Origin of the sequence: Curtobacterium sp. MCLR17_051 (genome assembly GCF_003234395.1) — a bacterium.
Taxonomy (GTDB): domain Bacteria; phylum Actinomycetota; class Actinomycetes; order Actinomycetales; family Microbacteriaceae; genus Curtobacterium; species Curtobacterium flaccumfaciens.
Genome location: NZ_QKTA01000002.1, coordinates 13,966 through 38,182 on the forward strand (window position 1 = coordinate 13,966; position 24,217 = coordinate 38,182).

General features: G+C 72.1%; 27 protein-coding genes. 9 read left to right on the forward strand and 18 right to left on the reverse strand.

Translation table 11 applies throughout. From position 1 onward, the window contains the following. The first annotated feature begins 36 nt into the window (after positions 1 to 36). Positions 37 to 1,314 (forward strand): family 1 glycosylhydrolase, encoded by a 1,278-nt coding sequence (locus DEJ06_RS03055; RefSeq protein ID WP_111038384.1) that lies wholly within the window; start codon positions 37 to 39, stop codon positions 1,312 to 1,314. A gap of 58 nt (positions 1,315 to 1,372) precedes the next feature. Here the strand turns inward: DEJ06_RS03055 and DEJ06_RS03060 are convergent, their stop codons facing one another. Next, positions 1,373 to 1,768 carry a MerR family transcriptional regulator gene (locus tag DEJ06_RS03060; protein WP_111038385.1) on the reverse strand — a complete coding sequence of 132 codons (396 nt, stop codon included), beginning with the start codon at positions 1,766 to 1,768 and terminating at the stop codon, positions 1,373 to 1,375. A gap of 95 nt (positions 1,769 to 1,863) precedes the next feature. Between DEJ06_RS03060 and DEJ06_RS03065 the strand changes: the two genes are divergently transcribed. Then, entirely contained in the window at positions 1,864 to 2,565 is a 702-nt protein-coding gene (locus tag DEJ06_RS03065) for an SDR family oxidoreductase (RefSeq protein ID WP_111038386.1), read from the forward strand. Between the two features lie 122 nt (positions 2,566 to 2,687). Beyond that, complete coding sequence (locus DEJ06_RS03070; RefSeq protein WP_111038387.1) at positions 2,688 to 3,674, forward strand: matrixin family metalloprotease; 987 nt, start codon at positions 2,688 to 2,690, stop codon at positions 3,672 to 3,674. Between the two features lie 79 nt (positions 3,675 to 3,753). On the opposite strand, the gene DEJ06_RS03075 is transcribed toward DEJ06_RS03070, so the two are convergent. Further along, positions 3,754 to 4,404, reverse strand: coding sequence for an NAD(P)H-binding protein (locus DEJ06_RS03075; protein ID WP_111028867.1), 651 nt, complete (start codon positions 4,402 to 4,404; stop codon positions 3,754 to 3,756). A gap of 136 nt (positions 4,405 to 4,540) precedes the next feature. On the opposite strand from DEJ06_RS03075, the gene DEJ06_RS03080 reads away from it, so the two are divergent. Both DEJ06_RS03080 and DEJ06_RS03085 read left to right on the forward strand, forming a co-directional pair. Further along, complete coding sequence (locus tag DEJ06_RS03080) at positions 4,541 to 5,026, forward strand: DUF4126 family protein (RefSeq protein ID WP_163342984.1); 486 nt, start codon at positions 4,541 to 4,543, stop codon at positions 5,024 to 5,026. Positions 5,027 to 5,172: 146 nt separating this feature from the next. Continuing rightward, positions 5,173 to 6,144, forward strand: coding sequence for an NAD(P)-dependent oxidoreductase (locus tag DEJ06_RS03085; RefSeq protein ID WP_111038389.1), 972 nt, complete (start codon positions 5,173 to 5,175; stop codon positions 6,142 to 6,144). A 9-nt stretch (positions 6,145 to 6,153) separates the two neighbouring features. On the opposite strand, the gene DEJ06_RS03090 is transcribed toward DEJ06_RS03085, so the two are convergent. The 4 genes from DEJ06_RS03090 to DEJ06_RS03105 all read right to left on the reverse strand — a co-directional run bounded on the left by DEJ06_RS03090 (position 6,154) and on the right by DEJ06_RS03105 (position 9,811). Beyond that, positions 6,154 to 7,347, reverse strand: a complete 1,194-nt coding sequence (locus DEJ06_RS03090; RefSeq protein ID WP_111028870.1) for an MFS transporter — start codon at positions 7,345 to 7,347, stop codon at positions 6,154 to 6,156. Beyond that, entirely contained in the window at positions 7,344 to 7,586 is a 243-nt protein-coding gene (locus DEJ06_RS03095) for a hypothetical protein (protein ID WP_111038390.1), read from the reverse strand. The genes DEJ06_RS03090 and DEJ06_RS03095 overlap by 4 nt, the downstream gene beginning before the upstream one ends. A gap of 133 nt (positions 7,587 to 7,719) precedes the next feature. Next, positions 7,720 to 8,598 carry a helix-turn-helix transcriptional regulator gene (locus DEJ06_RS03100; RefSeq protein ID WP_111028872.1) on the reverse strand — a complete coding sequence of 293 codons (879 nt, stop codon included), beginning with the start codon at positions 8,596 to 8,598 and terminating at the stop codon, positions 7,720 to 7,722. Between the two features lie 55 nt (positions 8,599 to 8,653). Then, positions 8,654 to 9,811, reverse strand: a complete 1,158-nt coding sequence (locus tag DEJ06_RS03105) for a sorbosone dehydrogenase family protein (RefSeq protein ID WP_111038391.1) — start codon at positions 9,809 to 9,811, stop codon at positions 8,654 to 8,656. A gap of 110 nt (positions 9,812 to 9,921) precedes the next feature. Here DEJ06_RS03105 and DEJ06_RS03110 point away from each other — a divergent pair, with 110 nt between their 5' ends. Continuing rightward, on the forward strand, positions 9,922 to 10,320 hold the full coding sequence (locus tag DEJ06_RS03110; protein ID WP_071248546.1) for a cupin domain-containing protein: 399 nt from the start codon (positions 9,922 to 9,924) through the stop codon (positions 10,318 to 10,320). Continuing rightward, complete coding sequence (locus tag DEJ06_RS03115) at positions 10,317 to 10,988, forward strand: SDR family oxidoreductase (RefSeq protein WP_111038392.1); 672 nt, start codon at positions 10,317 to 10,319, stop codon at positions 10,986 to 10,988. Before DEJ06_RS03110 ends, DEJ06_RS03115 begins: the two co-directional genes overlap by 4 nt. A 112-nt stretch (positions 10,989 to 11,100) precedes the next feature. Here DEJ06_RS03115 and DEJ06_RS03120 read toward each other — a convergent pair whose 3' ends face one another. The 8 genes from DEJ06_RS03120 to DEJ06_RS03155 form a co-directional block, all read right to left on the reverse strand. After that, positions 11,101 to 11,535, reverse strand: coding sequence for a hypothetical protein (locus tag DEJ06_RS03120; protein WP_111113913.1), 435 nt, complete (start codon positions 11,533 to 11,535; stop codon positions 11,101 to 11,103). A 199-nt stretch (positions 11,536 to 11,734) separates the two neighbouring features. Beyond that, positions 11,735 to 14,557 (reverse strand): ABC transporter permease, encoded by a 2,823-nt coding sequence (locus DEJ06_RS03125; RefSeq protein ID WP_111038394.1) that lies wholly within the window; start codon positions 14,555 to 14,557, stop codon positions 11,735 to 11,737. Then, complete coding sequence (locus DEJ06_RS03130) at positions 14,554 to 15,282, reverse strand: ABC transporter ATP-binding protein (RefSeq protein ID WP_027466859.1); 729 nt, start codon at positions 15,280 to 15,282, stop codon at positions 14,554 to 14,556. The genes DEJ06_RS03125 and DEJ06_RS03130 overlap by 4 nt, the downstream gene beginning before the upstream one ends. Further along, on the reverse strand, positions 15,279 to 15,863 hold the full coding sequence (locus tag DEJ06_RS03135) for a PadR family transcriptional regulator (RefSeq protein ID WP_258372378.1): 585 nt from the start codon (positions 15,861 to 15,863) through the stop codon (positions 15,279 to 15,281). Before DEJ06_RS03135 ends, DEJ06_RS03130 begins: the two co-directional genes overlap by 4 nt. 177 nt (positions 15,864 to 16,040) lie before the next feature. Continuing rightward, on the reverse strand, positions 16,041 to 16,922 hold the full coding sequence (locus DEJ06_RS03140; protein ID WP_110859382.1) for an aldo/keto reductase: 882 nt from the start codon (positions 16,920 to 16,922) through the stop codon (positions 16,041 to 16,043). A 74-nt stretch (positions 16,923 to 16,996) separates the two neighbouring features. Continuing rightward, positions 16,997 to 17,584: a YdeI family protein gene (locus DEJ06_RS03145; RefSeq protein ID WP_111038396.1), complete on the reverse strand. Its 588-nt coding sequence runs from the start codon at positions 17,582 to 17,584 to the stop codon at positions 16,997 to 16,999. A gap of 32 nt (positions 17,585 to 17,616) precedes the next feature. After that, complete coding sequence (locus DEJ06_RS03150; protein WP_111038397.1) at positions 17,617 to 18,162, reverse strand: acyl-CoA thioesterase; 546 nt, start codon at positions 18,160 to 18,162, stop codon at positions 17,617 to 17,619. 123 nt (positions 18,163 to 18,285) lie between these two features. After that, a complete protein-coding gene (locus tag DEJ06_RS03155; RefSeq protein WP_111038398.1) occupies positions 18,286 to 18,522 on the reverse strand; it encodes a hypothetical protein in 237 nt (78 codons plus the stop codon). A 111-nt stretch (positions 18,523 to 18,633) separates the two neighbouring features. Between DEJ06_RS03155 and DEJ06_RS03160 the strand changes: the two genes are divergently transcribed. Further along, a complete protein-coding gene (locus tag DEJ06_RS03160; RefSeq protein WP_071248528.1) occupies positions 18,634 to 19,620 on the forward strand; it encodes an aldo/keto reductase in 987 nt (328 codons plus the stop codon). A 177-nt stretch (positions 19,621 to 19,797) separates the two neighbouring features. On the opposite strand, the gene DEJ06_RS03165 is transcribed toward DEJ06_RS03160, so the two are convergent. Together DEJ06_RS03165 and DEJ06_RS03170 are read right to left on the reverse strand one after the other, a co-directional pair. Continuing rightward, entirely contained in the window at positions 19,798 to 20,280 is a 483-nt protein-coding gene (locus tag DEJ06_RS03165; protein ID WP_111038399.1) for an FBP domain-containing protein, read from the reverse strand. Between the two features lie 168 nt (positions 20,281 to 20,448). After that, positions 20,449 to 21,195: a class I SAM-dependent methyltransferase gene (locus DEJ06_RS03170; protein ID WP_111038400.1), complete on the reverse strand. Its 747-nt coding sequence runs from the start codon at positions 21,193 to 21,195 to the stop codon at positions 20,449 to 20,451. A 38-nt stretch (positions 21,196 to 21,233) separates the two neighbouring features. Here DEJ06_RS03170 and DEJ06_RS03175 point away from each other — a divergent pair, with 38 nt between their 5' ends. Continuing rightward, positions 21,234 to 21,437, forward strand: coding sequence for a hypothetical protein (locus DEJ06_RS03175; RefSeq protein WP_017887883.1), 204 nt, complete (start codon positions 21,234 to 21,236; stop codon positions 21,435 to 21,437). Positions 21,438 to 21,481: 44 nt separating this feature from the next. On the opposite strand, the gene DEJ06_RS03180 is transcribed toward DEJ06_RS03175, so the two are convergent. Together DEJ06_RS03180 and DEJ06_RS03185 are read right to left on the reverse strand one after the other, a co-directional pair. After that, positions 21,482 to 22,393: a helix-turn-helix transcriptional regulator gene (locus tag DEJ06_RS03180; protein WP_071406260.1), complete on the reverse strand. Its 912-nt coding sequence runs from the start codon at positions 22,391 to 22,393 to the stop codon at positions 21,482 to 21,484. A 450-nt stretch (positions 22,394 to 22,843) separates the two neighbouring features. Continuing rightward, positions 22,844 to 24,118, reverse strand: coding sequence for a hemolysin family protein (locus tag DEJ06_RS03185; protein WP_111038401.1), 1,275 nt, complete (start codon positions 24,116 to 24,118; stop codon positions 22,844 to 22,846). Positions 24,119 to 24,217: the final 99 nt, after the last annotated feature.

Here is a 24,217-nt window from a genome sequence, read left to right on the forward strand (position 1 = left end):
CCCGGAGCGGCCGTGCCCACCACGAAACGAGACACCATGCACTGGTCCGACGACGGCAGGCTGCACTTCGCCCTGGGCATCGAGGACACCTTCGTCCCGCAGGCCCGACCGGGTGAACGGCCCATCGACGAGTACGAGCTGACCGACCACTACCGGCAGTACGCCGCTGACCTCGGGCTGGCGGTCGACGTCGGCGCCGAGCTCCTGCGCTGGGGCGTCCCCTGGTACCGGGTCGCCCCCGAGCCCGGCGTCTGGGACTGGTCGTGGGTGGACGGTGTCATGGCGCGGTTCCGCGAGACCGGCCTGCGCCCCGTGGTCGACCTGCTGCACTACGGCACGCCGCTCTGGCTCGACGGGCAGTTCGCCCACCCCGACTACCCGGCGCACGTCACCGAGTACGCCGCCCGGTTCGCGGCGCGGTACGGCGATGTCGCCACCGACTACACGCCCGTCAACGAGCCCGTCATCCACGCCCTGTTCTCGGGTGAGTACGGGTACTGGCCCCCGTACCTGACCGGCGCCGAGGGGTCGGCCCGGATCGCGTCCGCCCTGGCCAAGGGGTTCGTCTCGACGCAGCACGCGATCACGCGTGAGCTCGGGGACGCCGCCACCTTCGTGCACGTGGATGCCGGCATCCGGTACGTGGGCGACGTCGACGCCCCGGAACACCGCGACACGGTCGCCCGCCTGCGCGCCCAGACGTTCCTGGTCGAGGACCTGGTCACCGGGGACGTCGACGACGCGCACCCCCTGGTCGGTCGGCTCCGGTCCGGGGGCGTCACCGACGCCGACCTCGACTGGTTCCGGCAGCACGCGGTCCGGCCCGACGTGATGGGCGTCAACTACTACCCGCTGCACTCCACCGAGGTGTTCGAGGCGGGGGTGCACCACGGCGGCGGGTTCGCCGACCCGCGGCCCTACGAGGACACCGGCGTCGAGGGGCTCCGCGACGTGCTCACCACCTACGCCGAGCGCTACGGCGCCCCGGTCATGCTCACGGAGACGTGCGTCACCGGTTCGGTCGAGGAGCGCATCGGCTGGCTGGACGCCTCGGTCACGGCCGTGCGGGAGCTCCGTGACGAGGGCGTGCCGGTCGTCGGCTACACCTGGTGGCCGTTGTTCGACATGTACGAGTGGACCTGGCGGCACACGGACGCCCCACGCCAGGAGCACCTGCTCACGATGGGCCTCTTCGACCTCGTCGAGGACGGCGCCGGCGGCCTCGACCGTCGCCGCAACCCGGTCGCCGACGCGTTCGCTGCGCACACGCGACAGGAACGGGCCGTGGCAGCGGCCCTGTCGGCGACCCCGTGACGGACGGGAGGCCCGTGGCGGACCCGCCACGGGCCTCCAGTCCGTCAGGTGCCGGGTCTCAGGCCGCGACCGCCTCCGCAGGTCGGTCACGCAGTGCCGGGCAGTGCTCGGCGGTGGGGTGCTCGGTGATCTCGATGACCTGGTCGAGCCGGCCCCGGACCGCCTCGAGCTCGGCCAGCTGCGCGGTGATCCGGTCCCGCTCGGCGATGAGGAGCGCGAACGACTCCGGCGTCGACTCCCCGCGGTCGACGCATGGCAGCAGCTGCACGATCGTGCGGCTCGCGAGCCCGGCGGCGAACAGCTGCTGCACGAGCTGGACCCGCTCGACGGCGGCGTCCGTGTAGACCCGCTGCCCGCTCGCGGTGCGCGACGCGGTGAGCAGCCCCTGCTCCTCGTAGTACCGCAGCGAGCGGACGCTGACGCCGGTCTCTGCTGCGAGGTCACCGATGCGCATGGTGCTCCGATCCGGGGCTTGCCCCTGACATGGATGTGAGGTCTTAGCGTAGCCGAGCCGCTGCGGGAGACACCCGCGCGGCAGGAGGAGACACCATGGACATCGCTGGATCGGTCGCACTCGTCACCGGCTCGAACCGGGGCATCGGACGCCGCTTCGCCCTGGAGCTGCTGGAGCGCGGGGCGTCGAAGGTCTACGCAACCGCACGCCGACCCGAACTCGTCGACGTCGAGGGCGTCGTCGCGCTGCCCCTCGACATCACCGACCAGGCCTCGGTCGACGCGGTGGCCGCCGCCGCGGGCGACGTGACGCTGCTCGTGAACAACGCCGGCATCTCGACGCAGGGCTCCCTGGTGACCGACGACCTGACCATCGTCCGGAAGGCCATGGACACGCACTTCTGGGGCAGCCTGTCGATGATCCGTGCCTTCGCACCGGTGATCGAGCGGAACGGCGGCGGCGCGATCGTCAACGTGCTGTCGGCCCTGTCGTGGTTCGCGGCGCCCGGCGCGGGTGGCTACGCCGCGGCGAAGGCGGCCGAGTGGAACATGACGAACGCCGTCCGCCTCGAGCTCGCCGACCGGGGCATCAGCGTGCAGGGACTCCACCTCGGCGCGGCCGACACCGACATGATGGGCGACTACGACGGCCCGAAGACCGACCCGACGGACGTGGCCCGAGCGGCACTCGACGGTGTGGAGCGTGGCGCGGCCGAGGTGCTCGTCGACGACTGGAGCCGGATGGTGAAGGCGTCGCTCGCCGATGCACCGGAGCGCTTCTACGCGCAGATGGCCTGAGCGCCGCCCCTGACTGGGGGTGTGTCCCCGCAGCGCAGTCCTGGACCCGCTGCCTGGTCATCGGCGAGCATGGACCCCGATCAGGAGCGGGGGGGCACGTCGCCTGCCGCTGGAAGGGAACCATGCGTCCTGTCAGGAACGCGCTGAGCACCGGGGCGATCGTCGCGATCCTCGCCGGCCTCACCATCACCGCAGCACCCGCCCAGGCGGCGACCCCGGGGGCCGGCGCGAGCTGCGCCCCCGGGACCCTGTCGGTGCAGACGCTCGAGAGCGGCTGCACGGCGACCTCCGGCACGGTCGTGACGCCCGACGGCCGCACCTTCGCGCTCCCCGCGCCGGGTGAGAGCGTCATGGCGAGCAGCTCGGCCGCCCCCGGGGCGCCCGAGCTCGCCGACGTCCTCATCGCGAACAACGGCTCCGCCGGTGTCGCCGTCCGCGTCGACGAGGCCTGGACCGGTTCGGCCCCCGCCGTCCAGCAGGAGCGTGCGCTGAGCCAGGCCGCGACGGCACAGGCAGCCCCCGCCGCGACGACCGCTGCGACCACGAAGTGCACGAGCACGGCGTACAAGGCGTCCGGCTACACCTGGCCGAGCACGGTCAAGTGGTACTACAACCAGACCGACCAGAAGTCGACGTACGCCAAGGACGCCCTGCGCAAGGGGGCGAACGCCTGGAACGGCACGATCTCGGCGTGTGACCGCACCGTCACGTCGACGGCGAAGAACGACTACCTGCGCCTCGCCACCCAGAAGCCCAACCTCACCGACCAGGGCGGCTGCTCGCGGAACAACGGCTACAACGTGATGGGCTGGGGCAAGCTCCCGACCGGGACCCTCGGCGTGACGTGCATCTGGTTCGACGGCAACGGCAACGCCCGCGAGGCCGACCAGCGCTACGCCACCGGCTTCAAGTGGAGCTCGACGGCCACCTGCTCGGGCGCGCGCTTCGACACCCAGGTCGTCGCCACGCACGAGTGGGGCCACCTGTACGGCCTCGACCACGTCGCGACCGGCACCGGCCAGGTCATGGAGCCGTCCGGCGGCTACTGCGAGCTCGACGGCCGCACGCTCGGCCGTGGCGACATGACGGGCATCTCGACGCTCTACTGAGCTCGACGCTCTGCAGGGACACGGACGGGGTCGTGGCGGGTAACCGCCGCGACCCCGTTGGTCTGTCTGTGGGTCTCGGTCAGACCGCGTCGGCGCGCAAGAACTCCGCCACCGGCGTCGACCCGGTGTTGAAGCGGAACGTGTTGCCGGCCGTGCCGGGGTTCTCGACCACGTCGGCGACCACGTGCGCCACGTCACCGCGCGGCACCTGCGTCGACGAGCCGTCCCAGTCGACGGAGCCGGTCGGCTCGTCGTCGGTCAGGGTGCTCGGGGCGACGATCGTCCACTGCAGCCCCGAGTCACGGAGCACGGCGTCGGCGATCATCTTCGACTGCGCGTACGCGAAGAAGTCCTGGTCCTGCGGGACGCCGTGGTCGAGCTGCGAGCCCGAGAACGACACCATCACGTACCGGTCGACGCCGGCCTGCTTCGCCCCCTGGATCGACAGCACCGCAGCGTCGCGGTCGATCGCCCAGGTCCGGTCGACGGACCCGCCACCGGCACCGGCCGACCACACCACGGCGTCGTGCCCGCGGACGAGTTCGGCGAAGTCGTTCAGGGACTGCTGCTGGATGTCCGCGACGTGCGGTTCGCCGCCGTGGGCTCGGATCTCGTCGGACTGGTCGGCGTTCCGGATGACGGAGGTGACCGTGTGTCCGCGCTCGGACAGGATGCGGGTGGCGAGGAGTGCGACCTTGCCGTGGCCGCCGAAGACGATGACGTTGCTCATGGGCCGGACGCTACTCGGGGCGGCTCCGTGCCCGGGGAACGCCCGGGGAACGCCGGACGTCCGCCCGTCGCCCGCGATGCTCGGAACACCCGAGGTCACCCTGCGTACCGTCGGGGGCAACACGACAGGAGTCACGATGAGCAAGCAGCACGAGCAGCACACCCTGGTCCGCACCCTGGTCCTCGGCATCATGAGCGGCGGCCGGAGCGCCACCCCGCTCGCCGTCCTCGCACTGAACCACGACCGGTCCTCGCTGAAGGGCTCGTGGCAGCAGTGGAAGGTCTTCAGCACCCCGGTCGGCCGCGGGCTGCTCGTGGCCTCCGCCATCGGTGAGCTCATCGGCGACAAGCTGCCGAAGACCCCGAACCGCATCGCCCCCTCGGCGCTGCTCGGACGTGTCGCGTCCGGTGCCCTCGCCGGTGCCGCCCTCGGCACCACGGGCAAGCGCGACCTGCGCATCGAGGGCGCGATCCTCGGTGGCGTCGGTGCCCTCGTCGGCAGCTTCGTCGGCTGGGGTGCGCGCAAGGCCCTCGGGGGTGCGGGCCTGCCCGACCCCGTCGTCGCGCTCGCCGAGGACGCCGCGACCATCGCCGGCTCCGTGAAGGTCATCACCGCCGACTGAGCGTGCCGCTCGTGCGCGGCGAGGGCCGCGCTCGCGGGCGCCGCGCTCGCCGCGGGCGCGTTTCGTGAGCAGGAGCGGTCGGGTCGCACCGCCGCACCCGACCATTCCTGCTCACGATGCGCACGCCTCGGCCTACGGTGGCCCCCATGCACATCGTCGTCATCGGAGCCACCGGCCACATCGGCTCGTTCCTCGTCCCCCGTCTCGTCCGCTCGGGTCACCGGGTCGTCGCCGTCACCCGCGGCACGAGCACCCCGTACGCCGACGCCCCGGAGTGGCAGCAGGTCGAGCGGATCACCGCCGACCGCGAGCAGGAGGACCGCGACGGCACCTTCGGCAGCCGCATCGCCGCCCTCGGTGCCGACGCCGTCGTCGACCTCGTCTGCTTCACCGAGTCCTCGGCCGCAGCGCTGGTCGACGCGCTCCGCGGTACCGGCACGCACCTGGTGCACTGCGGCTCCATCTGGCGCGCCGGCGTCTCGCACGTGCTGCCGATCACCGAGCAGAACGCGACCCCGCCGTTCGGTGACTACGGCGTCCAGAAGGACGCCATCGCCCGGATGCTCAAGGAAGAAACCGCATCAGGCGGTTTCGTCACGACGTCGCTGCACCCCGGTCACATCAGCGGTCCGGGCTGGACGCCGATCGGTCCGCTCGGCAACCTCGACACCTCGGTGCTGACGAAGCTGTCCGCCGGCGAACCGCTCGAGGTCCCCGGGCTCGGCGCCGAGACGATGGCACACGTGCACGCCGACGACGTCGCGCAGGCGTTCCAGCTCGCGGTCGAGCACCGCGATGCGGCGGCGGGTGAGGACTTCTTCGTCACGGCTCCGACGGCGCTCACCGCGCGCGGGTACGCCCACCTGGCAGCGTCGTGGTTCGGCCAGGAGGCCCGGCTCGAGTCCGTCACGTGGGACCGGTTCCGCGAGACCACGGCTCCGGAGCACGCTGACGCCAGCTGGGAGCACCTGTTCCGCAGCCAGGTCTTCAGCACCGAGAAGGCGCGTCGTCTGCTCGGCTACGCACCGGCGTTCACCGCCGAGGAGACCGTGCTGGACGCCGTGCGCTGGCTCGTCGACCACCGTGAGCTCGAGGTCGCGAACCCCCTGGTCCGCTGAGCCCCGTGGTCAGGCCCGCTCCGGCTCGACCACGAGCCCGCGGTTCCGGTGCACGACCCAGACCGTCGCGGCGAACCCCGCCAGCACCGCGGCGCCGATCGTGACCGCCGTCCAGCCACCGGCGTTCCACAGCACCGACGCCAGCGCGGAGCCGATCGCACCGCCGATGAAGTTCGAGGTGACGAAGGCGGTGTTGAGCCGGCTCCGCGCGGCCGGGTCCACCGAGAAGAGCCGGGTCTGGTTGAGCACGTTCGCGGCCTGCACGGCGACGTCGAGCAGCAGCACGGCGAGCAGCACCACGACGATCGAGTGCGCACCGATCCCGGCGACGACCAGGGAGACGAGCAGGAGCACGATCGCTCCCCCGGTGACGGGTACCGACAGCCCCCGGTCGTGCAGCCGCCCGACCCGCTGCGCCGCAACGGCACCCGCGAGCCCCACCAGGCCGACCAGCCCGATGCTGCTGGTGGAGAAGTCGTAGGGGTCGCTGCTCAGCAGGAACGTCAGGGCGGTCCAGAACATCGTGAACACGGCGAACACCGACGAGCTGATCACGAGCGTGACCTGGACGGTCCGGTGGGTCCGGACGGCACGGAACACCGACAGGATGAGCTGCGGGTACGCCACCTTGGCGCGGGTTCCGAGCTCCGGGATGGCGCGCCGCAGCAGCAGGGCGAGGACCACCGCGACGACGGCGGCGAGCACGTAGATCGCACGCCACCCGAACGCGTCCGCGACCAGGCCGCTGATCGTCCGCGACACCAGGATGCCGGTGAGCACACCGGAGGCGATCGTGCCGACCACGCGTCCGCGCTGCGCGGGGTCGGCGAGGTCCCCGGCAAGCGGGATGAGGAGCTGCCCGGCGACCGTGGTCAGCCCGACCAGTGCCAGGGCGACCAGGAGCGTCGCGAAGGTCGGAGCGATCGCGGCGAGCAGCAGCGCGACGGCGGAGGCGACGAGCACCCAGGGGATGAGGCGCCGGCGGTCGAGGACGTCCCCGAGCGGCACGACGAGCAGGATGCCGAGGGCGTAGCCGACCTGGGTCAGCGTGACGAGCAGCCCGGCGAGCGACGCCGAGGTGCCGAGCGACGATGCGATGTCGTCGAGCAGTGGCTGCGACCAGTACAGGTTGCCCACCGCTGCTCCCCCGGCGACGGCGAACAGCAGCGTCCGGCCCGTCGACATCGAGTGGTCCGTGCTCATGCGTCGGGTGCTCCTTCTTCCGGGAGGTCCAGCTTCTGCTGTCGACGGAACAGCGCACCCAGGTGCCACGGCCCCGGTGCGAGTCGCACGGCCGCCTCGGCCCGTACCCGGGCCTCGAGCTCGCGGTCACGGGTCAGTTCGTGGATCTCCTGCTCGGCCCGCAGCCGGAACCGCAGGCGCTGCAGGAGACCGAGCGGCGCCACGGGTGGCGCGGTCTGCAGGGACTCGGTGTCGTTCATGCGCTCAGCGCGCCCTTCCTGGTCGTGATGGTGAACAGCCGGCACGGAGGTACGACGCGACCGGCACCGGACTGGAGGCGCGGTGCGGGCCCGCCCCGCGCCTCCAGTCAGTGGGGTGGTCGCGACCACCGCGTCAGGCGAGCTGGCGCGCCCGCTCCGCGATGCCCTCGGTCGCCGCCCACGAAGCCAGCACCCGCAGGGCGTCGGCCGTCGGGCTGCCCGGCGTCGCCGGGTAGATGGTGAGCGCGAGCCCCGGGTCCTCGGCGAGTTCGAGCGTCTGGAAGTGGAGCTCGAGCGGCCCCACGACGCTGTGCCGGAACGACTTCACGCCGGCGTAGTGGCGGCGGACGTCGTGCGCTGCCCAGAGCTCGCGGAAGTCGTCGCTCCGCATCGACAGCTCGCCGATCAGCGCGGCGAGGTCCTTGTCGTTCGGCGTCCGGCCCGCTTCGCGGCGCAGGATCGCGACGTTCGTGTGCGCGGCCCGCTGCCAGTCCTGGTAGAAGTTCCGCGCCTGCGGGTCGAGGAAGATGAAGCGCGAGAAGTTCATCGGCCGGGCCGGTGCCGCGACCAGGTCCGAGTGCATCGCGAAGCCGAGCGCGTTCGCGGCGACGATGTCCTGCCGGTTGTTGATGATCATCGCCGGGGCATCCGTGACGACGTCGAGCAGGTACTGCAGCTCGGGCCGGACGGCAGCGACGGGCACGACACGACCGGCGCGACGGGGGGTCTCGTTCTGGTGCTGTGACAGGTCGCGCAGGTGCTCCTGCTCGGCGGGGTCGAGCTGCAGGGCCCGGCCGATGGCGTCGAGCACGCTGTCCGAGACCCCCTGCAGGTTCCCGCGCTCGAGTCGCGTGTAGTAGTCGATGCTGACGCCGGCCAGGCGTGCGACCTCTTCGCGACGCAGCCCGGTGACGCGGCGCCGTGTGCCGAAGGTCTCGACGCCGGCCTGCTCGGGGGTGATGCGGGCGCGACGGCTGGAGAGGAAGTCGCGCGCTTCGTCGCGGTGGTTCATGCCGTCACGGTACTTGGCCCCGTCCGGCGCGAGCGAGGGGCTGCGGGAACCCCTTTCACGTGCGCGTGAACGGGACGGAGACGATCCGGTCGTCCCCGCTCGACGGTGTCCCGCGGCCGTCGGTGTTGTTCGTGACGAACCAGAGCGTGTCCGACGGGCCCTCGAGCACCGTCCGGATGCGGCCGAAGTCACCCGCGAAGTACTCGGTCGCCGTGCCGGGGTCGTCGGCCGGGACCGCCCGGAGCACCTCGCCCCGCAGGTTCGCGACGAACACCGTGTCGTCGACGACGGCGAGGCCGCTCGGGGACGCCTCGTCGGTGGACCACTGCTGCACGGGGTCGACGAACCCCTGGTCCTCGCCGCCGGTGCCCTCGACCTCGGGCCAGCCGTAGTTCGACCCGGGCTCGATCACGTTGAGCTCGTCGTTCGTGTTCTCGCCGAACTCCGACGCGAACATCGTGCCGTCCGACGACCACCCCATGCCCTGCACGTTGCGGTGCCCGAGGCTCCACACCGGCGACCCGTCGATCGGGTTGTCGGCGGGGACGCCGCCGTCCGGGGTGAGCCGCAGGATCTTGCCCGCGAGCGACTCCTCGTCCTGTGCGTCCGTGCTCGCGCCGGCGTCCCCGACACTCGCGTAGAGCATGTCATCGGGTCCGAACGCGATCCGCCCGCCGTCGTGGAACGTGTTCTTCGGCAGCCCGTCGATGATCGTCGTCGCCTCGCCGAGCCCCCACGACCCGGTGCTCCCCGTCAGCTCGTACCGCTGGATCCGGTTGCCGTCGTCGGCCGTGGAGTAGACGAACAGGTCGTCGTCGTGCAGCGCGAGCCCGAGCAGTCCGCCCTCGCCGCCGTGGCTGACACCGTCGACCGTGCCGACCTGACGGGTGCTGCCGTCGGACCGCAGCTCGAGCACCCGGGCCGAGTCGCGCTCGCTGACCAGCGCGTCGCCGTCGTCACCCGTCAGGACCACCGACCAGGGGGCCTCCAGGCCGGTGACCACGTCGGTGGTGTCACCGTCGAGCGCCACCTGACCGGCCGACAGGTCGGTGGGCGCGGTCGCGCGCGCCGACGGCGAGCCGCCCCGGTCGGATCCGTCCCGCTCTGCTCCGTCGCCGCTCGTGCAGGCGGTGAGCGCCAGCGCGGTGACGGCGGCGAGGCCGGCCACCGACCAGAGGCGGCGGCTGCGGGGTGTTCCGGCGGGTGTGTCCACGATGATCCTCCCGGGGTCGTTGGTCGATCACACACGCTGCGTTCGGGAAACCCCTGAGGGGGTCTGTCGGCACCTCCCGACGGTGCGCACGGCGGCCTACCGTCGTCGGCATGCAGATCGAACCGAAGCAGCCGACCGTCAAGAACCCGCCCGAGCAGTTCACCGGCGACGTGTACCTCGACGCAATCGCCTCGCCGAAGGAGCCCGGTCAGACGATGACCGTCGCCAAGGTCCGGTTCCTGCCCGGCGCCCGCACCGCCTGGCACTCGCACGCCAAGGGGCAGACCCTGCACGTCACCGAGGGCGTCGCGCGGATGGGCACCCGGGACGGCCGCGTCATCGAGGTGCAGGCTGGACAGACCGTCTACACGCCGGCCGGCGAGGAACACTGGCACGGCGCGACCCCCACCGACTACATGGAACACCTCGCGATGCTCGAGGCCGCCGACGACCCGGCGACGACCACCACCTGGCTCGAGCACGTGAGCGACGAGGAGTACACCGCATGACCACCATCGCCATCGTCGGGGCCGGCAAGGGCCTCGGCCTCGCCGTCGCCGAGCGCTTCGCCCGTGAGGGCTTCGCCGTCGCCCTGATCTCCCGCAACCAGGACCGCCTGGACGGCCTCGCCGCAGAGCTGCGTGAGCGCGGCCACACCGCAGCCGGGTTCGCCGCGAACGTCCGAGACGGGGACTCCCTGCGCACCGCACTCGAGCGCGCCACGGAGCAGCTCGGCCCCATCGAGGTGCTGCAGTACAGCCCGCTCCCCGCCAAGGAGTACATGCGCCCCGTTCTCGAGACCACCGCGGACGACCTGGTCGGCCCGATCGAGTTCTCGGTCTACGGCTCGGTCAACGCCGTGCGCCAGGTGCTGCCCGGCATGCGCGCCATCGGCCACGGCACGATCCTGTTCGTCAACGGCGGCAGCGCAGTCCGACCGGGCGCCCGCGTCACCGGCACGTCCGTCGCCTTCGCCGCCGAGAGCGCCTACGCGCAGCTGCTGCACGACGCCGTACGCGACGAGGACGTCCACGTCGGCCAGCTCATCATCCCGTTCGGCCTCGACGACGGGCGGCCCGAGCACTCCGGGGAGTCCATCGCCGACCGCCTGTGGGCGATCCACACGGAGCGCGGCGACTTCCGCACCTACGCGGAGGCGCTGCCCGAGCTCGCGTGAGCGGCATCGAGTGAGCAGAACGCGACGAGTCCGAAAACCCGACCCGTCGCCTTCTGCTCACTCCATGACGGACGGGAGGCCCGTGGCGACCCCGCCGCGGGCCTCCCGTCCGTCAGTCCGGCGAGTGCACTTTCGCGAGCTCCATGGACGCTTCTCGCCAGGAGCGCGCGCGGGCGGTGCTCATCACCGCGACGTGCGGTTCTGCCCAGTCGGTGATCGCCGGCCCGCGCATCATTCGACCGGTGTGCGCGATCACGGCTCGGAGTGCGGCCTCGGTCAGCTCGGCCGCGAACGCCTCGCCCCCGGGCACCCCCGCGAGTTCGGTGAGGTAGGCATCCCCGAATCGTTCCGCAGCCGCCGCGCGCAGACAGGGGCTGTCGAGGCGCTCGTACCAGCGCCGGACGAACGCGTCGTACGGAGCCATGTCCACAGCGAAGCCGCCCGAGGCGAAGAGCAGGTCGGCGACCCGGTCGGGAGTCAGCCCCTGAGCTTCGGCGACCGCGGCTTCGATCGCTCCGGCATCGACGAGCCGTGCAATATCGCTCATCTCACCCATCCGTTGCTGATGTGGCCACTCAAGGACGTCCGCACTGTGATCGTTCGGTTGTTGTGACGCCAAACGTAGTCAATGTGCTTCCGAGTCTTCGTTGCCGGTCACTTCGTGAGCAGAAGACGTCGAGTCCGAGCAGCCGACTCGACATCTTCTGCTCACCAAACGAAGCGGAGCGCACGAGGCAGCGCGCGCGTCAGTGCGCCCGTCGCACCGCCACCCGCCGCCGACCCCGCGAGGTCAGCCAGGCCCCGGCCGTCACCACGAGGGGCAGGCCGATCGCGAGCAGGGCCAGCACCGGCCAGTCCGGCACGAACGGCATGTGGTTCACCCCGACCGGACTCTCGGTGAACCGCAGGGTCAGGGCGCGGATCGGCAGGAGTCCGAGGAGCGTCCCGATCACCGAGCCGACCGTGGCCAGGATCGCCGCCTGCCAGGTCGACACCCCACGGCGCAGGCGCGGTGCGGCACCGATGGCGTCGAGCACCTCGTCGTCCCGCCGGCCGTCGGACCGTGCGAGTCCGATCGCCACCGCCGTCGCACCGATCGTGACGGCCGCAGCCAGTGCGAGCACGATCGCCCGGATGATCGCCTCGTTGTCGATCGGACCGGCCTCGTAGATGAACGACGGGCCGCTCCACCGTGCACGGTCGTCGCCGCCGAAGCTCTGCCACGCCGAGCTCAGCTCGTCCGCCTGGGCCGGGTCGAGGTCGTGGGGCAGCGTCGTGACGAGCATGCCGTCGACCACGGGCACGCCGTACTGCTCGGCGGTCGCCTTCGTCATGAAGACGCCGACCTGGATCCGCGGGGTCTGCACGTCGAGCACGGCGGGGATCGAGACGCTGGCCGCCGGTCGGCTCCGCTCGGTGATGGGGTCGCTCTCCCACGTCCGGTCGTGGAAGGTGTCGACGCGGACCGCGCCGTCGTGGGCGTACTCGGGCCAGAGCGACACGGCCCGACCGCCCTCGAGTGCGCTCCGGACGGCGGCGGACGGCCGGTGCCCGGTGAGCACGGCGTAGTCGTCCACGGTCCCGGTCCAGATGTGCGGGCTCGACACGCTCGCCGTGTCCAGGTAGTACGAGCAGCTCGTCGTGTCGTTCGCGGGGCAGTCGTACGCGCTCCAGCGGTGCGGGATCGTGACGGTCGAGGGGGTGTCGCCCGGCTGCTCCTGCGCGACACCGAGCACCCGGATGCGGTCCTGGTCGAACACCCCGGACACGACCTTCGCCGCGTGCGCAGTCAGCGCTGCGTCGTGGCGACCGGTGCTGCCGCCGTCCTTCGTCTCGGTCTGCACCTCGGCCGTCGCCACCCCGACCGCCGTGGCGTACTCGTAGCCACGGACGTACTGGGCGTGGCTCGACGCACTCCACGTGATCACGACCGACGCCACGAACACGACGCTCATCACGCTCGCCAGCACCGGCACCGTGCGGACCGGGTTGCGGCGGGCGTCGCGGGCGGCGAGCCGTGCGGACAGACCGGCCCGCGAGGTGAGCCGCGTGATCAGGGCGAGCAGCCACGGTGAGCAGATGGCGATGCCGAGCTGCATCAGGCACGGCCCGATCGCGACGCCGGCACCGACGACGTAGGCCCACCGGTCCTGCTGCACCGGACGGTCGTTGAGCATGAGCACCCCGACACCGCACGCCAACGTCATCACGGCGCCGAGGACCACGAGCAGCGGCCCCCAGATGCGACGACGACGGCGGGCCGGACGGCTGACGGGCACCGGACGGAGCGAGCCCCGCAGTGCCGCGAGCACGTTGATCCGGGTGGCCGACCGAGCGGCGACGAGTGCGGAGACGAGTCCGGCGAGCACGCCGGCCACGGCGATCGACAGCAGCAGGAGCGGCGGCACGTGCAACCCGGGGAACGACGCCACGTTGCCGTTGTCGATCAGTCGATAGGCGAGCACGCCGATCCCGGTGCCGGCGGCGACCCCGAGGACCGCGCCGACGAGGCCGAGCACCACGCCCGACCCGGCGACGATCGTGCGGACGAACCGCTTGTCCCCGCCGACGCTCGTGACGATGGCGTACGAGCGGGTGTCCGCCCGGGTGCCGACCAGGAACGCGGCCCCGGCGAGCAGGGCGACCTCGAACATCGCGAAGACGCCGAGCAGTCCCATCGCCCCGAGGTACCAGCCGAGCGACGAGCCCAGCTGCCCACCGGGGAGCCGGGCGTCGGGCGGGTCGAGCACGACCGGACGCGACTGCACGATGATGCCGTGCGCGTTGAGCTGCCGGATCTCCGACCACGTCGGGGCGTCCGACGGCAGGTACACGGTGACGTCGGTGAGCCCCACGTCGTCGGTGGTGTCGGTCGTCGAGAGCGTCGTGCCCCAGGGCAGGAACACGCCCTGCGAACCCGGGTCCGTCCCCAGGTCGGTCATGGTGCCGGTGATCGTGAAGCGCTTGGTGACCGGGTCGGTCAGGTCCACCGTGTCGCCGATGTGCGCCCCGAGGCGTTCGAGCGTCGCCGGCGTGACCATGAGCTCACTGCGCGTGGTCGGCGTGGAACCGTCGAGCACGTGCCAGTGACCATCGAGTGACGGATCCCAGACGCTGCCCTCGACGGCGGTCAGTCCGACCGGGCCGTGCGCACCCTGGAGCACGACGGGCGCGCTGCCCACCGGGATCGACAGGGCGCCGTCGGGCACGTGGGCCAGGACGTTCGTGAACGGTGAGTCCTCGTCCGACTTCGTGACGGGGCTGTTCCGCTTCGAGTCCGTGGACTGCCACTGGACGGGGTCCTGCACCATGCCGGGCAGGTCCGGGCCGGACACCCGCATCTGCGCCGATGCACGGCCGAGGTCGTAGTCGAGCCGCTCGGTGACCGTGGCTTGCGTCGACTGCACGACGACGGCGACGGCGGCGAACCCGGCGGTGGGGATCCCGATGAGCGCGATGATCAGTGCCGCGCGGCCTGCCTTCGCGAACGCCAGTCGACGCCCCAGACGGAGCGCCGGTCTCAGGGCGAACGGCGTCCGGCCGGTCCCGGCACGCCGACCCCGGCTCACGAGGCGGTCCGGTCCGTCAGCGCCGCCTCGACGCCCGAGTACACGGTCTCGTCGACCACCCGACCGTCGCGCAGGAACACGATCCGGTCCGCCCAGGCCGCGTGCCGGGCGTCGTGGGTCACCAGGAGGGCGCCGGCTCCGGCGTCGACGTGCCGACGGAGCATGCGGAGCACGACCTCGCCGGTCTGCGAGTCGAGGGCTCCGGTCGGTTCGTCGGCGAGCACGAGCCGGCGCTCGCCGACCACGCCGCGGGCGATCGCGACGCGCTGCTGCTGGCCGCCGGACAGGTCGTCCGGGTAGGCGTCGGCGCGGTGCGACAGCTCGACGTTGTCCAGCGCGAGCTCCGCGGCGCGGCGGGCCTGCGAGGCCTTCCACCCGTCCAGCTCGAGCGGCAGTGCGACGTTCTCGACCGCGGTCAGCGAAGGGATCAGGTTGAAGTCCTGGAACACGAACCCGATGAGCCGGCGCCGCAGCGCTGCGAGCTCCTTGGCTGGGCGGTCGGACACGAAGGCGCCGTCGATCAGCACCTCACCGCTCGTCGGCGGCAGCAGGGTGCCGGCGCAGGCGAGCAGCGTCGACTTGCCCGACCCCGAGGTGCCCATCACGGCCACCATCTCGCCACGCTCGACCCGCAGGTCGATCCCGGCCAGGGCTGTGACGGCCTTCGCGCCGGAGCCGTAGTGCACGCTCACGGCGTCGAGCTGCAGGAGCGGTGCGGCGGTCACCGCGCGCTCCGGGGAGCGGAAGCGGCAGCGGAGGCGTCGGTACTGGCAGGCGCCGCCGGGTGCTCGTCCGGCCGGTACCGCGCGACGCTCGACTCCACGTGGTCGAGCCAGCGCACCTCGGCCTCGGCCTGGAACACCATCGACTCGAGCACGAGCGACCACGCCAGGTCCGTCGACGGGTTGGTCGTCCGCTTCAGCCGCGTCAGGTCCTGCAGGTTCCGGATCGCGGCACCGCGCTGCACCTGCACCAGCCGGGCGACGTCGACCCCGGGCACGGTCACGGCGAGGGCGAACTTGATCGCCAGCTCGTCACGGCCGCGCTTCGCGGGCACGGGCTCGCTGAACCAGCGCGCCACCTCCGCACGACCCGCGTCGGTCGCCGTGTAGACGACGTGTCCGTCGTCGTCGGCGTCGCCGCGGGCCACGAGGCCGTCGCGTTCCAGGCGGTCCAGGGTCGTGTAGACCTGGCCGATGTTCAGCGGCCAGCTCCCGCCGGTGCGGTGCTCGAACTCCCCCCGGAGCTGGTACCCGTAGCCGGGTCCCCCCACCAGCAGCGCGAGGACGCCCATCCGAACGCTCATGACACTTCCCCTGTCTCGGGCCACCGTGGCCATACTGAGTATGCACATACCCGGTATGCGTGCGCAAGCACGGATCTGGACAGGGCGGGAAAACGGACGGGAGGCGCGGTGCCAGCTGGCACCGCGCCTCCCGTCCGACCGGTCGTCGCGTTCGCGACCCGCGGTCGCGTCCCTGGGTCAGTGACCCAGCTTCGCCAGCTCCTCGAACTCGTCGTCGGTCAGCTCGACGGTGGCACCCGCGAGGTTGTCCTCCAGGTGCGCGACGCTCGACGTGCCGGGGATCGGCAGCATCACCGGGGAGCGCTTGAGCAGCCAGGCGAGCGCGAGCTGCGCCGGGGTGGCACCCTTGCGCTCGGCGATCTCGGTGAGCGGCGAGTCCTCGCCGGTCAGGCCACCCGTGGCCAGGGGGAACCACGGGATGAAGCCGATGCCCTGCTGCTCGGACCAGTCGAGCAGCTCCTCGGCGTCACGCTTCTGCAGATTGTAGAGGTTCTGCACGGAGACGATCGTGGCGATCTCCTGCGCGGCCTTGACCTCGTCGACGGAGACCTCGGACAGGCCGATGTGACGGATCTTGCCCTCGTCCTGCAGCTTCTTCAGCTCGCCGACCTGGTCCTCGAGCGGCACCTTCGGGTCGATGCGGTGCAGCTGGAAGAGGTCGATGCGCTCGAGGCCCAGGCGGCGGAGGCTCATCTCCGCCTCTTGCCGGAGGTACTCCGGGCGGCCGACGGGCGGCCAGACGTTCGGGCCGGTGCGGGTGAGGCCGGCCTTCGTGGCGATGACGACGTCGTCGCCGTAGGGGTGCAGGGCCTCCTTGAGGAGCTCCTCGGCGACGTAGGGGCCGTACGAGTCGGCGGTGTCGAAGAAGTTCACGCCGAGCTCGACGGCGCGCTTGAGGACGCGGATCGCCTCGTCGTGGTCCTTCGGCGGTCCCCAGACGCCGGGGCCGGTGAGCTGCATGGTGCCGTAGCCGAGCCGGTTGACCTCGAGGTCGCCGCCGATGCGGAAGGTGCCGGAGGACGCGGCCGGACGGTTCGTGGTGTCAGTGCCTGTGGTCATGTCCCCGGTCTACGCCCGGTGCGTTGCCGGTCCCTGAGTCGGTGTCCCCCGACCGCTTTCCGGGTTCGCAGGGTCTACGGACGGGTGGGTCGCGGGTACGGGGTCTCGCCGCGTTCGAGTCCGCCGACGAGCTTGGTGAGCCGCTTCGTCCGCACCGTGGCGTTGGGGGCGGTGGTGATGCGGTGCAGCACGGCGTACCGGTTGGTGGCGTCGAGCTCGGCGAACAGCGCGGCGGCTGCGGGGGCGGCGTCGAGCGCGGCCTGCAGGTCCTCGGGCACCGTGGCCGTTGCCGAGCCGGCGTAGGCGCGGTCCCACCGGCCGTCGCCCTTGGCGCGCTCGATCTCGGCGTGCCCGCGCTCCCGCATCCGCCCCTCGGCGATGAGTGCGGCGACCAGGCCGAGGTTCCGCTGCGACCACAGCGAGGCCTTCCGGCGCGGGGTGAACCGCTGGCGGTAGGTCGTGTCGTCGCGCCCGCGCCGCTGCCCGTCGATCCACCCGGAGCAGAGCGCCTCGTCGAGGGCCGTGTCGTAGGTCAGCGTCGTCGGCTCCGTGACGCCCTTCTTGGCGAGGACGAGCCACACGCCGTCGGGTTCGTGCTCGTGGTCGTCGAGCCAGGCACGCCACGCTGCGACGTCCGGCAGCACCAGGTCGACGATGTCCATGCGGTCATCGTAGGACCGGCCTTCCGCGCGGGTCAGGCCGCGCTGCTGCTGATCCGGGTCGCGCTCGCCCAGTCGTGCACCCAGTCGGGCACGGTGAGGTCGCGGTCCGCGCCGCCCGCCGCCTCGAGCAGGTCCGCGGTCGGCACCGTCCCGCCGGAACGCCGCAGGAACCGGGCCTGCACCACCGCGCGGGCCATCACGGCACCCTGCCGCACGAACGTCTGCTCCAGGTACACGGCACGGTCGTCGACCCCGAGCACGTGGGTGCGGAGCTCGAACCGCTGCCCGAGCGTCAACGACCGCTTGTACGTGATCGTCTGCGCCGAGACGACGGGGTACCAGCCACGTTCGGACAGCGTTGCCCAGTACCCGGAGCGGAGCATCAGGTCGAGCCGACCGAGGTCGAGCATCGACAGGTACTTGCCGTTGTTGACGTGCCGCAGCGGGTCGAGGTCGGTGGGAGCGACCCGGAACGGCGTCCGGACCTCGTCCCAGAGCGACGCCCGGCGGCGTCCACCGACCCGAGCGCGCAGACGGGTCCGCAGCTGCAGCAAGAGCAGTCGGAAGTACAGGTTCACGGATTGATCACACCAGTGCGCGGAGCAATCGGGCGAGCACCTTGGAGGAACCTCACGAAGCGCGGGCAGCCCGGGTCACCGGGGACCCGCTGCTTCCGACAACCGCCGGAGCGGCCGGGTGGGTCAGCCGGAGAACATCCCGCTGGCGGCGCTGCCACCCGGGTGCGCGGTCTTCGACACGCCTTCGGCCGTCGATCGAGCGGCCTCGGCATCGGCCATGGCACGTGACCCGGCCGTGGGGTCGGAGAAGTCCTCGAGGTCCGCGAGCGCTCGCCGCCGACGGCGGTTCTGCACCTCGAGCACGACGAGCAGGGCGCCGAGCACGACGACCACGGCGATGACGATCCAGATGACGACCACGACATTCCCCCGAGCCCGGGGCGTCTGCCCCGTCCCTCGCAGCGTAGCGGTGCCGAGGCGGGTACAGCCAGTGCCTCCCGCCGTCAGGGGGACCGGGAGTAGACCTGCAGCATGCAGACACGCAAGCTCGCAGACCTCGAGGTCGGACCGATCGGCCTCGGAACCATGGGCATGAGCGCCTTCTACACGGGCGCCGGCACCGACGACGACGAGTCGATCCGCACCATCCACCGCGCGATCGACCTCGGCGTCACCCTGTTCGACACCGCCGAGGCGTACGGCCCCTACACGAACGAGGAACTCCTGCGCCGCGCGCTCGAGGGCCGCCGCGACGACGTCGTCATCGCGACCAAGTTCGGCCTGTACCACCACGAGGCCGGTGAAGAGACGCCGACGCAGCAGCGCGGGATCTCCAGCAAGCCCGAGTCCGTGCGCGAGGCGCTCGAGGGCTCACTCCGTCGCCTCGGCACGGACCACATCGACCTCTACTACCAGCACCGCGTCGACCCGGCCGTCCCGATCGAGGACGTCATCGGCCAGCTCGCCGGCTTCGTGCAGGAGGGCAAGATCCGGCACATCGGACTGTCCGAGGCCGGTGCCGAGACCATCCGCAAGGCCCACGCCGTCCACCCGATCACCGCGCTGCAGAGCGAGTACTCGCTGTGGACGCGGGACCCCGAGGGCGACGTGCTCGACACCCTGCGCGAGCTCGGCATCGGCCTGGTGCCGTACTCGCCGCTCGGCCGCGGGTTCCTGACGGGTGCCATCACGAAGCCGTCCGACCTGGACTCCGACGACTTCCGCCTGGCGAACCCGCGCTTCCAGCAGGAGGCGTTCGAGCAGAACATGCGCATCGTCGACGCGGTCAAGGAGATCGCGACCGAGGCCGGCGCCACCCCGGCGCAGGTGTCGCTCGCCTGGCTGCTGGCCCAGGGTGACGACATCGTCCCGATCCCCGGCACGAAGCGGGTCTCCCGCCTCGAGGAGAACGTCGGCGCAGCCGACCTGACCCTCACGGCGGACCAGCTGTCGCGCCTGTCGGCGCTGCCGGTCCCGACCGGTGACCGCTACCCCGACATGTCGACCATCGGTCGGTAGACGCGACCGGTAGACGCGACCGGTTGACGGCCTGGAGGCCCGGTGCCAGCTGGCACCGGGCCTCCCGTCCGTCGTCAGTCGCGTTTGCGGACGCGAGACGCCGGCGTCAGCGCGAGACGCCTCCGAATCCGGCGGCGTCTCGCTGACTCGGCGGCGTCTTCCGAGGACGCCGGCGTCTCAGACCTCGGCGGCGAAGGACGCGGCCCGGACCTGCAGGTCCTCGATGCGCCGGAGGCGCGCGGTCTCGACGTCGTAGCCCTCGTAGGCGGGCGGCGGGAGCTTCCGGACGTTCCGCGAGCACTGGAAGTCCTGGCAAACCAGGGTGCCGACGGTGTTGCCGTTGCGTCCGGCCGGCCCGGATCGCTTGGCGCTGTAGAACGTGACGTCGTTCGGCAGCTTGACGTCCTGGCACCACGAGCACTGGGCACGGGAGCGGGGCGAGGCCTCGGCCTGCCGGAACAGGATGCCGATCAGGTCGCCGTCCAGGGTCGGCACGACGGCGTACGCACGCCGACCGATCTTCGGGTCGCGCCAGCCGAGGTAGTCGAGCGCGTCCCAGTCGAGCGTCTCGAAGTCGGCGGGCAGCGTGAGGTCGGACACCTCCTTGCGCGAGGCGTTGACGAAGGACGTGCGGAGGGTCTTCTCCACGATGGGGCGCATGGGTGATCGCTTTCGTGCGGGCCCGGGGTGTGCGGACGCACACCGCACCGGGCGGAGGAGGTCAGGGTTCGACGAGGGCGGCCGCACCCGAGGGCACGACCGAGGGCCTCACGCCCTGATGCCGGCGATACGGGCGCCGACCACCTCCTGGAAGCTCACCCGACCAGCCTACGACCGGGTGTCAAGCCCGGCCCGGTCCGTCCGCGGCCGGTTCGGCGTCGCCGTGACCAGGACGACCGAGCCCTCGTACGTCGGGCGGATCCGCAACGACCCGTGCCGCCGGTCCCACTCCCCCGACTCCAGCGCGGTCCGGAGCGCTGCCACCGACCGCCGGACGGTGAACTCGTCGACGAGGCCCCACGTCGGGTCCGCCTGGCGCACGCCGGGGTCGAGCAGTCGCTCGGGGCGGGCGTAGTACGCCTCGGCGAACCCGTCGACGCACGTGAACGGGATCGGCAGCGGGGCGCTCGTCACGGTGTCGTCGCCCAGTGCGTCGGCGACCCGCGGCAGTGCGGGGTGGCGACGGGCGTCGGCCGCCAGCACCTCGGGCGCGTACTCGGCGAGCCAGGAGCGCTCGATGCGGTCGGGGTCGAACGTCAGCACCACGATGGGGCCCCGGGTCACGCGACGCACCTCGGCGAGCCCGCGTTCGAGGTCGTCCCACTCGTGCATCGAGAAGGTCGACACCGCGGCGTCGAAGGTGTCGTCGGCGAAGGGCAGGTCTCCGGCGGGTTCCACGGCGGTCACGTCGCGGTCGGTCGGCGCGTACGAACGGGCAGCGGCAGCGGCACTGACGTCGAGCACGGTCCGGGCGTCACCCAGGGCCTTCGCGACCGCACGGGCGAACGCGGGTTCGGGCCGGCGGTGCTGCCGGTGGTCCGCGTCCCCTGCTGAGCCGTCCGTGGTCCTCGTCACGTCCCCACCCTACGAACCCGCGCTGCTATGTTCGACGGATGCTCGCAGACAGTGGTCTCGGATTCGTCGTCGTTCTGTACGCCCTGTTCGTGCTGGCGCTCGCCGTGCTGGCCGTCGCCCTCATCGTGCTCGTGTTCGCCGCGATCCGTGTGCTGCGGTTGTCGGCGACGGAGCGGCAGCTGCGCATCGAGCGGATGCGCTCGCCGGAGCTGTTCGACGGCGACGTGCCGCCCCAGGCCTGACGTTCCGACCACGGCGCTGACGCACCTGCCCGTCGGGGTCCGGGTCAGTCGACCGACTCGGACTCGGACTCCGACTCGCGCAGGGCCGCGTACTGCTCGGCCCGCTCCGTCGCGGCCCAGCTGCCGAGCAGCGCGAGCGACCGCTCGGACTCGCTCCCCGGTTCGGCCGAGTACGAGAACAGCGTCAGGCCGGGATCGGCGACCAGGTCGAGCGCCTCGTAGGACAGCCGCAGCTCCCCCACGATCGGGTGGTCGATGCGCTTCTTGCCGGTGCGCTGCATCCGGACGTCGTGGGCGGCCCACCAGCCGCGGAACTCCTCGCTCCGGGTGGAGAGCTCACCGACGAGCGTGATGAGCCCCGGCTCGCAGGGGTTCGACACCGCGGCGGTCCGGAGCACGGCCACGGCGTCCTTCGCGGTCTGTGCCCAGTCCGGGAAGAAGTCGCGGGCAGCCGGGTCGAGGAACGTGAAGCGTGCGGTGTTCACCGGGCGTCCGGGGCCGGCGAAGAGCGGAGCGTAGAGCGCGCGGCCGAGCTCGTTCGTCGCGACGACGTCCCCGCGCTCGTTCCGCACCCAGGCCGGTGCGCCGGTGATGGCGTCGAGCAGCCGCTGCACGCCGGGGCGCACGCGGGTCGGCACGTTCCGGTGCATGACCTTCGCGCCGGAGTTCGCCAGGCGCGTGAGGTCCCACAGGTGCGCACGCTCGTCCTCGTCGAGCTGCAGGGCGCTCGCCAGGCCCTCGAGCACGCTGTCCGAGACGCCCTTGAGCGAGCCGCGCTCGAGCCGCGTGTAGTAGTCGACGCTGACGCCGGCGAGCATGGCGACCTCGTGCCGACGCAGCCCGGGCACGCGTCGGACCCCACCGCCGAACGACGGCATGCCGACCTGCTCGGGGGTGAGCCGCGCCCGCCTGGAGGACAGGAAGTCGCGGATCTCGTTGCGCACGTCGATACCCATGCGACGAGCGTACGTGCCCGGGCCGTGCGTCCGGCAGGCACGGGCGGTACCCGTCAGCCGGTCAGGGCGCGGCGGGGCCGCCGGCCGTCGCTGACTGGTCACGACACGTCGCGTGCCGTGCGCCGTCCCGTCGCAACCTGTCGGCTGGTGGCGCCGCAGGCGACGGCCTGTGACCGCTCGTCGGCGTCTGGCGGGGTGTTGCGACCGCCCGGAGCGGACGGGAGGCGCGGGGCGGCCCCGCCACGCGCCTCCCGTCCGCCGTCTGGTCGCGTTCCGTTGCGTGACCGGCCGTGCCCGACCGGTCGCGACACGTCGCGTGCCGCCCACCGGGTGGTCGCGACCTGTCGGCTGGTGGCGCCGTAGACGACGGCCTGTGACCGCTCGCCGGCGTCCCGCGGGGTGTTGCGACCGCCTGCCGCTACGGGCTTTCCCCCCCGCTCCGTCAGCCAGTCAGGGCGCGGCGTCGGCCCCGATGCGCACGCGGGCGACGCGGTGACCGTCCATGGCGGTCACCTCGAGGCGGTGGGAGCCGACCAGGACGACGTCGCCGACCTGGGGCACGCGGTCGAGCTGCACCTGCACGAGCCCACCCACGGTCTCGTAGTCGCCGTCCGGCAGGACGGGACCGCCGTCCGCGGCCAGGTCCTCGAGCACCGTGGCCCCGTCGACGCCGTCGTGCGCCAGCATCGACTCGTCGTACTCGGTGGAGTCCCACTCGTCGCGGATGCGGCCGACGAGGTCCTCGAGCAGCGCCTCGAGCGTGACCATGCCCGCGCTGCCGCCGTACTCGTCGACCACCAGGGCGATCTGGTGGCCGTCGGTGCGCATGTCCGCGATCGCGCTCGACAGCGACTTCGTCTCGGGCAGGGCGAGCACCGGTCGGACGAGCGTGGCGACCGGGGCCGAGGGGTCGACCGGACGCAGCAGGTCACGGAGGTGCACGAAGCCCCGGACCTCGTCGCGCCCGCCGGAGGTCACGAGGTACCGGGTGTGCCCGGCCGCGATGGCCTGGTCGGTGGCCTCGGCGACGGAGAGGCCGGCATCCAGCGTCGAGACGTCGTACCAGGGGCGCATCGACTCGCGCAGGATGCGGTCACCGGCGTCCAGGGCGCTGCGGGCGATCCGGCGTCCCTGCTCGTCGACGCCGGTGTGCTCGTCGACCAGGCCGCGGAGCTCCTCGGTGCTCATCGACTCGCTGCGGGCGTCCGGGTCGCCGCCGAGCAGTCGCACGACGGTGTCGGTGGACTTCGAGAGCAGCCAGATCACCGGCCGCATGAGCACCGCGAAGCGCTCCAGGGTCGGGGCGACCGCCATCGAGAAGCCCTCGGCACGCTGCAGGGCGAGGCGCTTCGGCACGAGCTCGCCGAACACGAGCGACAGGTACGCGATGACGAGGGTCATCAGCACCAGCGCGACGGCTTCGGCGGTGCCCTGCTCGAGGCCGAGTCCCTGGAACAGCGGCGCGACGTCGGGTGCGATCGAGGACGCACCGTACGCGGCGGAGAAGAACCCGGCGACGGTCACGCCGATCTGCACGGCGGACAGGAACCGGTTGGGGTCACGGCCGAGCTCGGCGACCCGCATCCCGCGGGGGCCGCGGCGTTCGAGCTGCTGCAGCTGGGATTCGCGGAGCGAGACGAGTGCGATCTCGGCGGCCGCGAAGACCCCGCCGACGAGCACGAAGAGGATGACGAGCCCGAAGGCGATCCAGGTGTCGGGGCCCATCAGCGGGCAGCCGCCTCGGATCGACGACGGGCGGGCGGTCTGTGGGGATCGTCCATGCCTGTGAGTCTGCACAGGCCGACTGGGACATCACCGTGCCGC

Coding starts and splice junctions, on each gene's coding strand:
- DEJ06_RS03055 (WP_111038384.1), top strand. CDS start 37: ATGCACTGGTCCGACGACGGCAGGCTGCACTTCGCCCTGGGCATCGAG.
- DEJ06_RS03060 (WP_111038385.1), bottom strand. CDS start 1,768: ATGCGCATCGGTGACCTCGCAGCAGAGACCGGCGTCAGCGTCCGCTCG.
- DEJ06_RS03065 (WP_111038386.1), top strand. CDS start 1,864: ATGGACATCGCTGGATCGGTCGCACTCGTCACCGGCTCGAACCGGGGC.
- DEJ06_RS03070 (WP_111038387.1), top strand. CDS start 2,688: ATGCGTCCTGTCAGGAACGCGCTGAGCACCGGGGCGATCGTCGCGATC.
- DEJ06_RS03075 (WP_111028867.1), bottom strand. CDS start 4,404: ATGAGCAACGTCATCGTCTTCGGCGGCCACGGCAAGGTCGCACTCCTC.
- DEJ06_RS03080 (WP_163342984.1), top strand. CDS start 4,541: ATGAGCAAGCAGCACGAGCAGCACACCCTGGTCCGCACCCTGGTCCTC.
- DEJ06_RS03085 (WP_111038389.1), top strand. CDS start 5,173: ATGCACATCGTCGTCATCGGAGCCACCGGCCACATCGGCTCGTTCCTC.
- DEJ06_RS03090 (WP_111028870.1), bottom strand. CDS start 7,347: ATGAGCACGGACCACTCGATGTCGACGGGCCGGACGCTGCTGTTCGCC.
- DEJ06_RS03095 (WP_111038390.1), bottom strand. CDS start 7,586: ATGAACGACACCGAGTCCCTGCAGACCGCGCCACCCGTGGCGCCGCTC.
- DEJ06_RS03100 (WP_111028872.1), bottom strand. CDS start 8,598: ATGAACCACCGCGACGAAGCGCGCGACTTCCTCTCCAGCCGTCGCGCC.
- DEJ06_RS03110 (WP_071248546.1), top strand. CDS start 9,922: ATGCAGATCGAACCGAAGCAGCCGACCGTCAAGAACCCGCCCGAGCAG.
- DEJ06_RS03115 (WP_111038392.1), top strand. CDS start 10,317: ATGACCACCATCGCCATCGTCGGGGCCGGCAAGGGCCTCGGCCTCGCC.
- DEJ06_RS03120 (WP_111113913.1), bottom strand. CDS start 11,535: ATGAGCGATATTGCACGGCTCGTCGATGCCGGAGCGATCGAAGCCGCG.
- DEJ06_RS03135 (WP_258372378.1), bottom strand. CDS start 15,863: ATGAGCGTTCGGATGGGCGTCCTCGCGCTGCTGGTGGGGGGACCCGGC.
- DEJ06_RS03140 (WP_110859382.1), bottom strand. CDS start 16,922: ATGACCACAGGCACTGACACCACGAACCGTCCGGCCGCGTCCTCCGGC.
- DEJ06_RS03145 (WP_111038396.1), bottom strand. CDS start 17,584: ATGGACATCGTCGACCTGGTGCTGCCGGACGTCGCAGCGTGGCGTGCC.
- DEJ06_RS03160 (WP_071248528.1), top strand. CDS start 18,634: ATGCAGACACGCAAGCTCGCAGACCTCGAGGTCGGACCGATCGGCCTC.
- DEJ06_RS03165 (WP_111038399.1), bottom strand. CDS start 20,280: ATGCGCCCCATCGTGGAGAAGACCCTCCGCACGTCCTTCGTCAACGCC.
- DEJ06_RS03175 (WP_017887883.1), top strand. CDS start 21,234: ATGCTCGCAGACAGTGGTCTCGGATTCGTCGTCGTTCTGTACGCCCTG.
- DEJ06_RS03180 (WP_071406260.1), bottom strand. CDS start 22,393: ATGGGTATCGACGTGCGCAACGAGATCCGCGACTTCCTGTCCTCCAGG.
- DEJ06_RS03185 (WP_111038401.1), bottom strand. CDS start 24,118: ATGGGCCCCGACACCTGGATCGCCTTCGGGCTCGTCATCCTCTTCGTG.